The organism is Halomonas sp. KO116 (assembly GCF_000734975.2).
Lineage (GTDB): Bacteria > Pseudomonadota > Gammaproteobacteria > Pseudomonadales > Halomonadaceae > Vreelandella > Vreelandella glaciei.
On sequence record NZ_CP011052.1, the window covers coordinates 4,233,024 to 4,248,181 of the forward strand.

Here is a 15,158-nt window from a genome sequence, read left to right on the forward strand (position 1 = left end):
GATGGCTCATACATCACCAATCAACGTCGAAGATTATCGACAGCTTGCGAAAAAACGCTTGCCACGCATGGTATTTGACTACCTGGACGGCGGAGCAGAAGACGAGAAAGGGCTTAAGCATAATCGTACGGTATTTGATAACGTTCGATTAAAACCCCAACGCTTGGTGGATGTGAGTATACGCTCCCTATCGACCGAGCTGTTTGGCAGTCCCCTATCCATGCCTTTGATCATTGCACCGACAGGGCTAAATGGGGTGCTGTGGCCAAAAGGTGATATAGCGCTTGCCAGATCCGCAGCGAAAGCAGGCATCCCCTTTGTGCTCTCCACGGCTTCAAATTCATCCATCGAGGAAGTCGCCAGTCGATGCGATGGAGAGCTATGGTTTCAACTTTACGTGGTGCACAGAACACTTGCCGAAAGCATGGTGGCCCGCGCGCTCAAGGCAGGTTACACCACGCTGGTACTGACAACAGATGTCAGTGTCAATGGTTACCGAGAGCGCGATATTAGAAATAGTTTTAAAATACCCTTTAATTATACGCCGCGTGTATTACTAGATGGCATAAGGCACCCTCGATGGTCATTCGACGCCCTTAAACATGGCATGCCGAGTTTAAAGAACTTTGAAACCTCGGCAACCCAGGATATTGAGGTGCAAGCAGCGTTAATGAGCCGTCAGATGGATGCCAGCTTTGATTGGGAAGCTTTAAAACGGCTGCGTGATATTTGGCCACACCGGCTCATTGTCAAAGGATTAACAGACGTCAGGGATGCCCAAAAATGCTATCAGCTTGGTATTGACGGGGTCATTCTTTCCAATCACGGAGGAAGGCAGCTGGATACCTGCGTATCTCCTTTGGAAAGTCTCGTCGAAGTGACGGAGGCATGCCCATTCCCGGTCTTGATCGATAGTGGTTTCAGGAGAGGCTCCGATGTGGTGAAAGCGCTGGCCATGGGCGCTAGTGCTGTTTTACTGGGCCGAGCGGCGCTCTATGGGCTGTCTGCCGCAGGCGAGGCCGGCGTTGATGACGTCTTGCGACTTCTTAAAGAGGACATTGATCGGACGATGGCCCAAGTCGGCTGCGCTTCCATTCACCAGTTAACGAAAGACTTCATCAAAAGCGACAACGCAGGCCTTTCACCCGCCCTCCACAAAACAGGAGCCTAGCACCCATGGACACTTGCGATATCCGGATCACAGGGCTGAACGTTAGAACCGTCAATGCCCCTTTGGAGTTTCCCGTTCATACGGCCGTCGGCACCGTTTCCACCTCTCCGCTCGTTCTGATTGATCTCCACACAAATGCGGGAATTGTGGGTCATGCCTACCTGTTCGCTTACACGCCGATGGCGCTGCCCGCCTTGGTGGACATTCTTAAAGAACTAGCGTCCTCTCTCGAAGATCAACAACTGGAACCGTATACGATTGAAAGCAATCTGGAGAAAAAATTCCGCCTGATTGGCTATTCGGGCCTGATCAGAATGGCCTGTTCTGGCATCGACATGGCGGTATGGGACGCACTATCAAAAGCTCATGGCGTGCCTTTATCAACGCTACTAGGGGGCAGCCCCAAGCCCATCAAGGCCTATGATAGCCACAGCATGGACGGTGAAGCCTTAGCTGTAAAACGTGCGACCCTGTCCGTTGAAGTTGGCTTCAAAGCCATTAAAACGAAAATTGGCTATGCCTCGCTTGAGCAAGACATCGCGGTTATTAGGCGCATTAAACAAGCAGTGGGTGATGACGTTGCCATCATGGTTGATTACAACCAAAGCCTCACCACACCAGAGGCCATTCGCCGTGGTTTGGCGCTGGATGCCGAAGGTATCTATTGGATAGAAGAACCTACCTTTCATTACAACTATAGCGCCCATGCCGATATCAGAACCAAAATAGCCACTCCCATCCAGATTGGCGAAAACTGGTTTGGCCCTGAAGAGATGCTTAAATCCTTAACTTCTGGCGCGTCTGATTTCGCCATGCCTGATGTAATGAAAATCGGAGGCGTTACTGGCTGGACCCGTGCAGTCGCCTTAGCCCAACAATTTAGCACGCCGGTTTCCAGTCATTTATTTCAGGAAATCAGTGCTCACCTGCTCTCCGTGACGCCGAACGCGCATTGGCTAGAACGGATGGACCTAGCGTCTTCGGTTGTGGAGCCCACTTTGACCTTTAAAGAGGGGTTTGCAATTCCCTCCGACCAACCTGGTATTGGTATTTCCTGGAAAGAAAGTGAAATAAAGAAACTCTCTTGATACGGCCCCCGCCCCACTCAACACGGGGCAGGCTGTCATAAAACCGGACGCATCGCAGTTATTGATCCACTTCTTTATCTAACTTAATGAATCACATCGCTATCGTATAATAATGGAGTAAAAAAGATGACTATGCCGACTCACCTTTGGGAAGATCACCTTTATCTAGGTAAATGGCAACTTTCGAACGGCCCTAAAACACCGGTCATTGAGCCCGCCACCGGCGACACGCTCACGGAAGTGCAAACCGCCACGGCCGAAGACGTGGAGCGTGCGGCCAACATCGCCAAGGATGCCCAACTATCCTGGGCCGCCCTGCCCTTCGACCAGAAGGCAGAAATTCTACGCCGTGCCGCTGACCTGCTCAAAGAACGAGCCGAGGACATCAGCTACTGGAATATTCGTGAGTGTGGCTCTACAGCAGCCAAGGCTGAATGGGAGCTTCAGGCTACTTATGAGCAAGCTCAGATGGCCGCAGCACTCCCCATGCAACCCAACGGACAGATCTTCCCTTCTAGCATGCCAGGTCGTCGCAATTACTGGAAGCGGGTACCCATTGGCACAGTGGGGGTTATAGCTCCTTGGAACTTCCCCATCCTCTTAGCCATGCGCTCGGTCTTTCCTGCCTTAGCCATGGGCAACTGTGTGATCCTGAAGCCAGCCCCAATGAGCGCTATCTGTGGAGGTGCTTTGATGGCCGAGGTTCTAGAAGCAGCTGGCTTGCCGGAGGGCGTGTTCCACGTACTACCAGGTGGGCCCGAGGTGGGTGAGGCGTTGGTTCAACACTCGGATGTCGGCATGATCTCCTTTACGGGCTCTACCGCCGTTGGCGAGAAAATTGGCGAAACCTGCGGGCGTATGCTCAAGAAATGTGCCCTTGAGCTTGGTGGCAATAATGCAATGGTGGTTTTAGAAGATGCCGACTTGGAGGCAGCCGCCTCTTCCGCGGCTTGGGGGGCTTTCCTCCACCAGGGTCAAATCTGCATGCAGGCAGGACGGCACTTAGTGCACCGTTCAGTGGCGGACAAGTACATGAACAAACTCGCCGAGCGGGCCACGCGCTTAGTCACGGGTGATCCTTGGAAACAGCAGGTACACCTCGGCCCGTTGATCAACGAGACCCAAGCGCGCCGCGTTGAAGAGATCGTGAACCGCTCTGTGGCCATGGGTGCTAACGTTGTCGCTGGCGGTAAACGCGATGGCAACTTCTTTGAAGCCACGGTTCTTAGCGGCGTGACGCCAGAAATGCCTGCCTTTGGCGAGGAGATTTTCGGCCCTGTAGCCCCCATTACACTTTTTGATACCGATGAGGATGCTATCGCATTAGTCAATGTTTCCTCCTATGGGCTAGCCGCCGCTATTCACTCCACATCTACAGAGCGAGCCCTGCGCATTGCTGATCGCATCAAAGTAGGCATGGTGCATATTAATGATCAGACGGTAAACAATGAGTTTCAGGTACCCTTCGGTGGCATGGGCCGCTCAGGTACCAGCGGTCGCTTCGGTGGCCCCGCAAACCTGGATGAGTTCACCACCACCCAATGGGTCAGTGTGATGGAGCAAGGTATCCAGTATCCCTTCTAGCGCTCAATGAATTAAGCATTTGCGATTGATACGACGTCACCCCCTGATTGAGTAGCGCTACACTTTAGAGTCCGATCCTATGCGTAAGGAGATTGGACATGAAGAAGCGTTTCAGCGAAGAACAGATCATTGGTTTTCTGGGCGAGGCAGAAGCAGGACTGCCCATCAAGGAGCTATGCCGTCGGCACGGTTTCTCAGAAGCCAGTTACTACCTATGGCGCAGCAAGTTTGGCGGCATGAGCGTGCCCGATGCCAAGCGACTCAAAGAACTCGAAGCCGAAAATGGACGCTTGAAAAAGCTGCTCGCGGAGTCGCTACTGGAAATGGAGGTCACTCGCGAGGCGTTGAGAAAAAAGTGGTGAGTGCCCCGGCACGCCGAGGCGTGGTGCGCTTTATGGTGTCACGTGGCCTGAGTGAGCGCCGCGCACTCCGTGTCATCCGTATGAGTGCCAGTGCATTACGCTATCAATCGGCCCCTGACCGCAATGAGGCATTGTGTGAACGCATTGTTGCCTTGGCGCATCGGCATCCTCGCTATGGCGCTGGCATGATCTATCTGAAGCTGCGTCAAGCCGGTGAACAGGTCAATCATAAGCGCGTCGAGCGTCTCTACGCGGCTGCTCGGTTGCAGGTAAAACGCCGCAAGCGCAAGAAGGTTCCCACGTCTGAACGGATGCCCCTTGGCCGCCCTGGGGCCGCCAATCAAATCTGGTCAATGGATTTTGTGTTTTACCGGACGGCATACGGGCGCGTGATCAAGAACCTCACCGTTGTCGACGACGGTACCCATGAAGCCGTGGCAATCGTGCCTGAGCGTCCCATTGGCGGACTTTTTTTAACACGTATTCTTGATCATCTGGCTTTACAACGTGGTCTACCTAGCGCCATTCGGACGGATAACGGACTACCTAAGGAACCTGCTCAATATGCACACAAAATCTCACTTCGTGCTCAACATGGGAACACTTGCTCACTACTCAGGCTCATGCGTCGCAACCATATCTAAAGGGTGCTCACCATTTCATTCACTAACGGATCGTAAAATGGTTGCATCATGCCCTGCTGCATCAAGTAAATGATAACCCGCGCGTCTTTTTTGTCGTTTTATCCCAGCTTTTAAACAACATTTCACGCGCTCTGGCGCAGGCTAAAGACGACACCATATGGCAAAAGGCCCCTTGAGACCTTAAACAATAGGCAATATTACGATGAAAGTCAGCCGTTGGCTCAAAGGCCACCAAAATATCTTCAGCAGATGCTTCTGCTGCATTAATGAGGTTCTGATAACCCATTAACGTGTTAGGAAACTTAAACGTTTTGGTACGACCTGACGGCCATAAAATGACCGCATCATGGGACGTTTTAGCAATGTCGATGGCGATCATCACCTTCACAGAGCTATTCTTTACGTTGTCAGCCATGTGTACATCTCCTAAATCCACTGATTGGCATCAAAGATTTTGGTACAGATGGCTGGCTCCAACCTGCTTATTCAGCAAGTACTACGGGCCAGAACATATCAGCGGTAAGTTATCGGCATGGGCGGAAGGTCGAGGTATTCAGCTCATGTGTATCCAGACAGGAAAGCCCCAGCAGAATGCTTATATAGAACGCTAAAATCGAACGGTCGCTATGACGGGTTAGCCCAATACTCTCTTTCAAAAAAATTGACCTTGCCCTGAGCAAATTCACCAATAGACATTGGTCGTAGCCATAAGCGCTTATTATGGTGCTTAACACAAAAAAAAATCCATTCCTCAACGATATACGATTACAAAGCAATGTTTATATAAAATCCTACATTGCGGGATATATTGAAATTACTCTATTGTGGCACTAGAATCATTTCAATAGAGTAAATAACATTAGTCGCTATCGTCGCTTGCTCACCTCTTCCGCCTCGCTAGCCCGAGAGAAAGGTTAAAATATGAAACTTGTTACATTCCGTTATCAGAACACCATCAGCATCGGTTTAGTGGATGGCGGCCGAGTCCTCGATCTCGCTCCCCTTGCCGATCGTCTAGGTGGTTCACTCAAAGAAATGATACGTAAAGGTGTTCTTTCCGACTTGGTGGGATTTGATACCTCAAGCTTAAATTCATTAAGCCTAGACGAAATTGAGTTTCTGCCGGTCATTCCGGATGCTGGCAAGATCCTCTGTGTGGGCATCAACTATACGACGCATGTGAAAGAGACGGGGCGTGATATGCCGATGCACCCGATGATATTCACCCGCTTCGCTGACTCCCAGGCGGGTCATCTAACGCCGATCATTCGGCCGTTTGTCTCGCACAAGCTGGATTTCGAGGGGGAACTGGCTGTGGTGATCGGCAAGACCGCGCGCCACGTCAAGGCTGAGAATGCCCTTGAATACGTTGCTGGCTACTCTTGCTATAACGATGGCAGCGTACGCGATTACCAAAAGCACACTATCCAGTTTATCCCCGGCAAGAACTTCCCTAACACGGGGGGATTTGGCCCATGGCTTGTGACTAGCGATGAGATTCCCGACCCGCAGGCGCTACACCTGACCACCCGCCTGAATGGCGACGTCATGCAGGACACCGATACCAGCGATATGATCTTTGGCGTGGCGAAACTGATTGAATACTGCAGTACATTTACCGAGCTGGCTCCGGGCGACGTTATTGTCTCCGGCACCACTGGCGGCGTGGGCGCCTTCCGCGAACCCCCGGTTTGGATGAAACCAGGTGATAGCATCGAAATTGCTATCTCGGGCATCGGTACCCTGCGCAACACTATCGCAGACGAGGCGTAATCAAGTTATGAGTCAACAGCATCCCGTGGCCCTTGATCGGCATCTTGAGGAGCAGGCTTCCCGAGCAGGCAGAAGCAGCAAGAGCAATAGCAGTCTGGAAAGAATGCTGGTGATTCTGGATCTGTTCTCGGAAGAGGTACCGATCTGGTCGGTAGAGGCAATGTGCGATGCGCTGGGCTATACGCGTTCGACTGCTTATCGCTATACCAAGGAGCTGGCCGAAGCGGGGTTGCTGTTTCAGGTTGAGCCCCGGCGCTACGGCCTAGGCTCAAGAATCATCCAGTGGGATAGACAGCTGCGACTGACTGATCCCTTGGTAAAGGCGACGCGAGAGATCGAGCCTGAACTCGATGTCTTCGACGGTGAGCAGATCTGGATCGTATGTCGGCTATTCAATGATCAAGTGATTTGCGTCCACAGCCATGGTCACCTGAAAGAGCCTGTTAGCTATGCACGGGGTACGCCACGCCCGCTGTTCATGGGGGCGACATCGAAAATCATATTGGCCTACCTGCCTGCTCGCCAGCATATGCGGCTTTTCTTAGAGCATCAGCATGAGGTAGTGAAAGGAAGCTTGGGCTCGTCGTGGGAGGAGTTTAAGGACGTCCTCCAGACGATCCGGCGGCAGGGCTACAGCAAATCTCACGGTGAGGTGGATCCAAACCTCTTCGGGCTTGCCGCTCCCATCTTTGATGGTAACGGCAAGGTCATCGCCAGTCTAAGCTGCGTAAGACCACAAACGGCCTACCGTGAAGACCAAGCGGAGGAGCAGCGCCAGATAGTGATGGACCTTGCGAATCGCCTAACCGAGAAGTTAACGCAGTTGATTAATTCGTAAGTTACAGATGATGTATTGAGAAGATGCATCGAGGGCATGTAGCAAGGATATATAGCAAGAACAGTAGCAATAAGAGTGACGACTGAATCTATGCGCCAGAGTATCTGAATGACCGGAGGTAGGTCTTCCTGCACAAATAACACCCCGTTTTCTTCTTAACGCGATTTTTGTCGTCTGCCCTGGGCAGAGGGGAAGGATGCGTCTTAATGACGGTGTCGCAAGGACAACAGTAATGAAACAACAACCTGACAATACCAGTACCGCCGCTTTTTCACTAGCCGACCGCTTCTCTGTCATTATTGTCGGAGGTGGCCCCAGCGGGTTGACCCTGGCCAATCTGCTGGGAACCTATGGGGTTCGCACCCTGGTGCTTGAACGCAATCTCTCGACGGTGACCGAGCCGAGGGCGGTATCCATCGATGACGAGTCTATGCGAACCATGCAGGCCATTGGGCTTGAGGAGAGTGTACTTGCATGCTGCGCTCAGGACTATGGCTCGGTCTATCTGGACCTCAAGCGCGTGCCCTTCGCCAACATTGAACCGAGAGGGCGTGAGTATGGCTATGCGCGGCGTAATGCTTTTCACCAGCCAGAGTTGGAGGCAATCCTGTGTAACGGGCTCAAGCGCTTTGCCCATGTTGAGGCGCGCTTCGGCCATCGTGTTGTCGACTTTGTACAGGACGTCGATTGTGTGCGTTTAAGGGTCGAGACTGATGAGGGGCACTACGAGGTTGTTGCCGAATACATGGCGGCAGCCGATGGTGGACGCAGCTTTGTGCGCAGCGAATTGAATATCAAACTGAAAGGTCTTACCTACGAGCAGAAGTGGTTGATCATCGACCTCAAAGGGACGCAGGACAATTTCCGCCAGACTCGCGTCTACTGTGATCCAGCGCGTCCCGGCATCAACCTGCCTGGTGCCGGTGGCAGCCGCCGTTTCGAATTTATGCTGCTGCCCGACGAAGATGAACAAAAAGCAGTAGAAGAAGGATACGTTCGCCAGCTGATGGCTGAGCATGGCCCGGATCGCGACGCAGAGATCGTCCGCAAACAGGTATATGCCTTTCATGCCCGCGAAGCTGAGAGCTGGCGTCAGCAGCGCATCTTCCTGCTCGGTGACGCTGCCCACTTAACCCCTCCATTCGCTGGTCAGGGCATGAACAGCGGCCTGCGCGACTCGGTGAACCTAGCCTGGAAGCTAGCTTGGGTGCTCAAGCGCAAGTTGCCTGAAACGCTGCTAGAAAGTTACGAAGAAGAGCGCAAACCGCACGCCTGGCAACTGATTGAAATGGCCGCCATGCTCGGCAAGTTCATGATGCCGAAGAGCCGTTTACACGCGACATTGTTGCAGACTGGCCTGCGCTGGCTGAGCGTCTACCGCCCTGCTCGTGACTACGTTACCCAGATGCGTTACAAGCCGACGCCGCGTTTCGTCAGCGGTTTCTTCATCAGCGACGCTGCCTCTGCCCGCAAGACACGCACTGGACGATTGATTGCCCAGCCGATGCTTGAGAATCCCAATAGCGAGATGGCGCTGTTGGATCGCTACATCGACGGCCACTTCGCACTTATCACTTACCACCCTGATGCGAAGAGGGCGTTCGACGCTATCCAGCCTTGGCTCGAGTACCTACCGGATGATCTAAAGAAAGTGTGCGTTACTCCGCGCAACTACAACCCTGTTCCCGTCGAGGGTATAGAGGTATTGCGAGATGCTCATAGCCAAGCCAACGACTGGATATTCAGGGCGCATGGTGGCGAGCACGTCTTTTATCTGGTAAGGCCAGATCGCTACACCATGGCGGTTCTTAACAAAAACAATATGCCCACGGATGCCATTCACCTGGGTGGGATGCTGCGCCCTCCCGAGTTCAGCGCTTTAGGTAATTCTCATCAGCCTTTGAATACCGCCGCTACCCTGTAAAACCCAGCAACACCTACATTTTCCCGTCGATAGCAGGATGAGTACCCACGGTTAAGGGTAATCGTCTGGAAGGTGGATTCTTGAAGATAACTACTACAACAATACGGAGTACGACATGAAATTATCGAGCTTCAATCCCCTGTTAGTTGGCCTTGCCTGCGCTGCTGGCAGCCTTATGGTGTCCGCCACTGCGCAGGCCGAGACGCTTCGGCTCAGCACACCAGTACCGCCCAGTCATATCTTCAGCAAGGTCTCTGAACGCCTCGCGGGAAATCTCGGTGAACGCTCCGACGGGCGTTACGCTATAGAGGTATCCCCCTATGGCAGGCTGGGTAACGATAACGAGCTGATCCAGCTCCTCCAGCATGGCGCGGTGCAGTTCGGCGTGGTTCCCGCCGCATCGCTCTCCAGCCGCGAGTCCTCCTTTAATGGCTGGTTTCTACCTGGCGAATTCGAGAACTACGACGAGGCCGGAGCGGCAACACAGTTGCCAGCTGCCCTTAGTATGCTCGAAAAGCTGGAGCCCCAGGGCATGATCGGTCTCGGTTACATCATCGCCGGGATGCGGCACGTGCTGTCGACCGATTCGGTCGAGTCCATAGATGACTTAACCAATCAGAAGATCCGTGTCTTCCCCAATCCTGTCTTCAATGACTGGTGGCTGGCCAACGGAGCGGCGCCCACCGCGCTACCGACCTCCGAAGTCGCACCGGCACTGACCACCAATCTGTTGAATGCCGTCGACGTTGACCTTGACTTCGTCACTGCCCTGAAACTTTACCAGCAGGCTCCACACTTGGCACTCACCAACCATATGGCCTTCCCCGGCGTAGTGCTGGTCTCCAAAGCTTGGTGGGATAGTCAGAGCGAAGCCGATCAGCAGATGATCCGCGAGGTCTTCCAAGAAGCCGAGCAGTGGGGCATTGAGGAGCAAGCACGTGTCGAGGAGGAAAATCTCGCCACGCTCAAGGACGCTGGCGTAGAAGTGGTCGAGATCAATACCGCTGGCTACGCAGAGACGGCTGCTGCAGTGCGTCAGACATATATCGATAGCGACCCGTTAATCGCCGAGTTCTATCACCAGGTCGTGACCAATCAATGAAGTGTGGATGCAGTAATGGCGTGGCCCAGGTCACGCCCATGCCGCATAGGGGGCATTATGCTTAACATATTGAAGTGGTGCGATAGCGCGCTGGCCCGACTGGAAACATGGGTGCTTATTATCCTGACGGGACTGCTGGCCGGACTGCTGGTCGCCCAAGTGGTGTTGCGTTATATATTCGGCACCCCACTTTTTTGGGCCGAGGAGGTGGCGTTGCAGATTCTAGTGGCCATCAGCTTCATTGGTGTCAGCCATCTACTTTATACCCGCTCGCTGGTGCGGATCGACATCATTCCCAGTCTTCTGCCCGAACGAGCGGCCCATTGCCTTGAGGTCTTTTTTTGCCTGCTCGGCCTATGTGTTTTGGCGATCTTCACCGCACTGACGTGGCAATGGGTTGCCTCACCGCATACGCAAATCGAGTTGTCGCCAACGACGCAACTGCCGCGTTGGTACTACTTCAGCGTGATGCTCGTGGCGCTGATGGTCATGAGTTACCACCAGTTCGTCAGCCTTCTACTCTCCATCCATCGGCTGGTTAGCCACGAAGCCTCCGAGAGGGTGTGCACATGATCACCTTATCCGTTTTCTTTATTACGCTGTTTCTCGGATTGCCTATTCTGCTGACGCTGATGCTGGGCACCCTGGTGTTCCTGCATCAAAGCGACCTGCTGTTGCTCTCCAGCAGCCTGCCCCTGCAGTTTTACGGTGCCCTAGAGAAGAATGGCCTGCTCGCCATTCCACTGTTTATGCTGGTGGGCGAGTTGATGAACCGAGGTGGGCTGACCGATCGCCTTGTCGAGCTGGCCAACCTGCTGCTTGGGCGCACGCGAGGCGGTCTAGCTTACGTCAACCTGCTGACTAACGCCGTGGCGGCCTCTATCCTGGGCTCTGCCATTGCCCAAATCGCGGTGATGAGTAAGGTCATGATCCCCGCCATGGAGAAGCAAGGTTATAAACGCGACTTCGCAGCGGCGGTGACCGTTTCTGGTGGTTTGTTGGGGCCGATCATTCCTCCCTCAATGATCATGATTATCTACGGCGTCATCGCGCTGCAGCCGATTTCCGCGCTGTTTCTGGCGGGGCTGCTACCCGGACTGCTGATCTTTCTGGGTTTTGTCGTCGTGGTGATGATGCTCGGCTTTATCCATGACTTCCCCAAGCTGGAGCGGACTGCACGGCGCAAGGTGAGCCTGATAGGGCTGCTTAAGCAACTTTCTCCGCTAATGATTCCGGTGTTTATCATTTTCGGCATCTCGGCAGGGGTGATGACACCCACTGAGGCGGGTGCCGTGGGCGCTCTGCTGGCACTAATCATCGGTAAGTGGATTTATCGCTCCATCCTTTGGAGCGACCTACCGGAAATATTCAAACAGGTCGCCCTTAACACCGCGTTGATCACAGGCCTTATTGCGGCGGCGACTATGTTCGGCTGGGCGCTCTCCTTTGTGGGCGTACCGGACCGCATCGTTGCGATGATTAATGCATGGACCCAATCGCCCTGGGTGTTCCTGCTGCTTATCAACCTGCTGGTCGTGGTGCTAGGGATGTTCCTGGAGAGCATGAGCATTCTGATTGTGTTAGTGCCCATCGTCCTGCCAACCGTGCTGGCATTGGGCATTGATCCAATCCATTTCGGCGTGGTGATAAGTTTGGCGACTCTTATTGGCCTCGTGACACCACCGGTGGGGCCGGGCCTGTTTGTCGTTACCTCGACCACTCAAGTATCCATGTTCGGGCTGTTCAGAGCCATGATCCCATTTTTGATTGCCATGTTCGTGTGCATGGCAATCATCAACCTGGTGCCCGCCTTGTCGCTGTGGCTTCCGCAGCAATTAGGGCTTAGCTAATTAGCATAATGCACCAGACATGTCAGAGACGGCTTAACAATCAGCCATCTTGGTTAAACCAGAGCACCCTTGAATTAACAAGGCTACATTTCGGCAACTCACTAATCCTGGAGTAAATAATGAATAACAACCGACTGCTCATTGATACGAACCCTTCACAGCAAAAGCTGAGTGGGACGCGCGTCTCTCATATCGGTTTCCGTGTACCTGATATTGAGGCAACCACAGTTTTCTACCAGCGAGTATTAGGTATGGCAGTGCATGAAAATTCCTTGGAGGGCGTGGTACGTCTAGGCTGGGGAAGTGGGCACCACGTCATCGAACTAACATCGGGAAAGTACGCGCTAACCCACTTCGGATTTGAAACACAGGATAGCGAATCGATCAACGCACTGCAAAGCCGGCTAGAAGATGCCAATGTGGTCGTAAGGGCACTGGATGCTGCCTATATGGATGCAGCTGTTGGCGATCCGCAGGGCATTGAGTTTGAAGATCCCGACGGCAACCGAGTGCACTTTCATACGGCAATGGATCACCTAGGGGAACACCAAGCGGACATAGGGCGTCGGCCGATTCGCTTTCAACATACGACGGTTGGTAGTGACGACGTCAAACGGATGGTGGAGTTCTACGCCAATATTGTTGGTTTTTCTCTTTCCGACCAGCTTAGTAATGGCAATTTTGCGTGGCTGAGAAGTGATCGTGACCACCACACCTTAGCGGTTGTTGACATTGGAATGCGGGGTCAGTTGGACCATTACTCATTCGATCTCAGCGAGTGGGAGGATTTCAAGCAGTGGTGCGACCGACTAACCGATCTTAACGTAGAGGTTACCTGGGGGCCTGGCCGCCACGGTCCTGGCAACAACCTGTTCGTGTTCTTCGATGACCCAGCAGGAACTCATATCGAACTGTCGGCGGAAATGGAGAAATTCCACGACGATTTGGTGACGTATGTTCCTCGTCTTTGGGAGCCGACACCGCGCAGCGTCAACCTGTGGGGAGGCCAACTATCCAAATTCCGCAAAATGGCTAAAGAAGCGTGAAATGACATAAGGCCTTGTTCCATAGACCCTCTTCCATCTGTGGAAACAGATTGTCGGCGACCTCGGCTCCACGGGGTTGTCGACCCTTAGTCTAGATAGGCCAGTTTAGGTTTTTCAGTCATGAAGAAGGAGATCGTTTTACATGATTGTGCTGGAAAATCAAATTTTTCCGTATAGTAGATCGCCACTTAATACATCGTTCAGTGACGGAAAATACATGAAGAATCTCTCCGACCGGGCCGCCCGCTTAGTCACAGGTAACCCTTGGACACAACAGGTACACCTCGGCCCATTGATTGATGAGACACAAGCTAAGCACTTCGAGGAGAGCGTGAACCGCTCAGTAGCAATGGGTGCCAAGGTAGTCGCTGGCGGTAAACGCGATGGCAACTTCTTTGAAGCCACGGTTCTTAGCGGCGTGACGCCAGAAATGCCTGCCTTTGGCGAGGAGATTTTCGGCCCTGTAGCCCCCATTACACTTTTTGATACCGATGAGGATGCTATCGCATTAGTCAATGTTTCCTCCTATGGGCTAGCCGCCGCTATTCACTCCACATCTACAGAGCGAGCCCTGCGCATTGCTGATCGCATCAAAGTAGGCATGGTGCATATTAATGATCAGACGGTAAACAATGAGTTTCAGGTACCCTTCGGTGGCATGGGCCGCTCAGGTACCAGCGGTCGCTTCGGTGGCCCCGCAAACCTAGATGAGTTCACCACCACCCAATGGATCAGTGTGATGGAGCAAGGTATCCAGTATCCCTTCTAGCGCTCAATGAATTAAGCATTTGCGATTGACAAAAAGCCCTGTGCTGCGAAAGCAGGCACGGGGCAAAATAGATGGCGTCTTCATCACTGCTGCAATTGAGCCAAGTGCTGCATTTTACGGGTCATTTCTTGACCTGCTGCTGCTACAACGGGCATCAAAAAAGAGGTTACTTCCTCTGTTGCGACGGTTATCGGTAAGACGAGGCTAACACTTCCAAGAACTCGCTTGTCGTCATAAATAGGGGCTGAAATCCCAGAGGCACTTGTTCCAAGCTCACCTGCCGTGATAATAGCAGGCTGGCTTCTAAGCTCTCGAAGGCTTCGCTTGACCTCTGTCCAGTTGGCGCCAAGGCCAAACTGGTTGAATTTATCAGGAGCGTGGTTGAAGTAGGCTCTAGCTTGGCGTAAGGGTAAGTTGGCCAGAATCACTTTTGATGCAGCGCCTTGATATAAAGGTCGCGGCTGGCCACGCTCATAGCTAATCTCATGGTGCTGATAAGTCTCGAATTCCTCATGCACACACATTACTTGGCCGCGGAAGTAGCGGCAAAGGATGGCGATACTGGCAGAAGGTGCCGTGCTAAGCATTTCTCGCATAATACTTCTCGCCGCATGAATCATTGGATCGCCAATCCTTAGTTTACGGTCCAGCTCAATTATCGCCGGGCCAAGTACATACCTCCCTGTCGTATAGGCTGAAATATAACCGGCCGAGGCAAGCGTTCTAAAGTAACGGTAGGTCTGGCTGGCCGAAATCCCCAAGTGTACAGACGCCTCATCGACCGACCACTCCCCTTTTTCTTCATCAGCGAACAGAGAAAGTAATCGCAGCAGCCGTTCCTGAGAATTCTCTTTCAAAGCCACCTCAACATTTCCAGTCTGTTAATAGCGCCCTTAAACCACTGCGCGCATCTTTTGCAAAGCTCACTAGGGGCTTACAGCAATAACTGACTGTCACACATGACCATCAGTTGCCTCAATACGCTGTGATTACTTAAAAAAATTTTT

The 15,158-nt window shown here is 52.8% G+C and carries 13 protein-coding genes and 1 pseudogene; 12 read left to right on the forward strand and 2 right to left on the reverse strand.

The window, feature by feature from the left end; translation table 11 throughout:
- The first annotated feature begins 1 nt into the window (after position 1).
- The 4 genes and pseudogenes from KO116_RS19345 to KO116_RS25160 form a co-directional block, all read left to right on the forward strand.
- Positions 2-1,171, forward strand: a complete 1,170-nt coding sequence (locus tag KO116_RS19345) for an alpha-hydroxy-acid oxidizing protein (protein WP_035563460.1) — start codon at positions 2-4, stop codon at positions 1,169-1,171.
- A 5-nt stretch (positions 1,172-1,176) separates the two neighbouring features.
- The gene (locus tag KO116_RS19350) at positions 1,177-2,259 is read left to right on the forward strand and encodes an enolase C-terminal domain-like protein (RefSeq protein WP_035563457.1); all 1,083 of its coding nucleotides are present in this window, start codon (positions 1,177-1,179) and stop codon (positions 2,257-2,259) included.
- A 126-nt stretch (positions 2,260-2,385) separates the two neighbouring features.
- Entirely contained in the window at positions 2,386-3,843 is a 1,458-nt protein-coding gene (locus tag KO116_RS19355; RefSeq protein ID WP_035563454.1) for a benzaldehyde dehydrogenase, read from the forward strand.
- 98 nt (positions 3,844-3,941) lie between these two features.
- A pseudogene (locus KO116_RS25160) lies at positions 3,942-4,747 on the forward strand (transposase); the annotation flags it as partial.
- 163 nt (positions 4,748-4,910) lie between these two features.
- Here the strand turns inward: KO116_RS25160 and KO116_RS19370 are convergent.
- Positions 4,911-5,264 (reverse strand): IS110 family transposase, encoded by a 354-nt coding sequence (locus KO116_RS19370; RefSeq protein WP_035563452.1) that lies wholly within the window; start codon positions 5,262-5,264, stop codon positions 4,911-4,913.
- Between the two features lie 506 nt (positions 5,265-5,770).
- Here KO116_RS19370 and KO116_RS19375 point away from each other — a divergent pair.
- The 8 genes from KO116_RS19375 to KO116_RS19410 all read left to right on the forward strand — a co-directional run bounded on the left by KO116_RS19375 (position 5,771) and on the right by KO116_RS19410 (position 14,151).
- Positions 5,771-6,622 carry a fumarylacetoacetate hydrolase family protein gene (locus KO116_RS19375; protein ID WP_035563449.1) on the forward strand — a complete coding sequence of 284 codons (852 nt, stop codon included), beginning with the start codon at positions 5,771-5,773 and terminating at the stop codon, positions 6,620-6,622.
- A gap of 7 nt (positions 6,623-6,629) precedes the next feature.
- Positions 6,630-7,460 carry an IclR family transcriptional regulator gene (locus KO116_RS19380; protein ID WP_082072653.1) on the forward strand — a complete coding sequence of 277 codons (831 nt, stop codon included), beginning with the start codon at positions 6,630-6,632 and terminating at the stop codon, positions 7,458-7,460.
- Positions 7,461-7,692: 232 nt separating this feature from the next.
- Positions 7,693-9,384: a bifunctional 3-(3-hydroxy-phenyl)propionate/3-hydroxycinnamic acid hydroxylase gene (locus tag KO116_RS19385; RefSeq protein WP_045812183.1), complete on the forward strand. Its 1,692-nt coding sequence runs from the start codon at positions 7,693-7,695 to the stop codon at positions 9,382-9,384.
- 115 nt (positions 9,385-9,499) lie between these two features.
- Entirely contained in the window at positions 9,500-10,486 is a 987-nt protein-coding gene (locus KO116_RS19390) for a TRAP transporter substrate-binding protein (RefSeq protein ID WP_035563443.1), read from the forward strand.
- Positions 10,487-10,543: 57 nt separating this feature from the next.
- Positions 10,544-11,059 carry a TRAP transporter small permease gene (locus tag KO116_RS19395; RefSeq protein ID WP_045812184.1) on the forward strand — a complete coding sequence of 172 codons (516 nt, stop codon included), beginning with the start codon at positions 10,544-10,546 and terminating at the stop codon, positions 11,057-11,059.
- Positions 11,056-12,336, forward strand: a complete 1,281-nt coding sequence (locus KO116_RS19400; protein ID WP_035563440.1) for a TRAP transporter large permease — start codon at positions 11,056-11,058, stop codon at positions 12,334-12,336. Before KO116_RS19395 ends, KO116_RS19400 begins: the two co-directional genes overlap by 4 nt.
- Before the next feature lie 119 nt (positions 12,337-12,455).
- Complete coding sequence (locus KO116_RS19405; RefSeq protein ID WP_035563435.1) at positions 12,456-13,382, forward strand: VOC family protein; 927 nt, start codon at positions 12,456-12,458, stop codon at positions 13,380-13,382.
- 217 nt (positions 13,383-13,599) lie between these two features.
- Entirely contained in the window at positions 13,600-14,151 is a 552-nt protein-coding gene (locus KO116_RS19410) for an aldehyde dehydrogenase family protein (protein ID WP_200897109.1), read from the forward strand.
- Between the two features lie 83 nt (positions 14,152-14,234).
- On the opposite strand, the gene KO116_RS19415 is transcribed toward KO116_RS19410, so the two are convergent.
- Positions 14,235-15,014, reverse strand: a complete 780-nt coding sequence (locus tag KO116_RS19415; RefSeq protein WP_009286262.1) for an IclR family transcriptional regulator — start codon at positions 15,012-15,014, stop codon at positions 14,235-14,237.
- Positions 15,015-15,158: the final 144 nt, after the last annotated feature.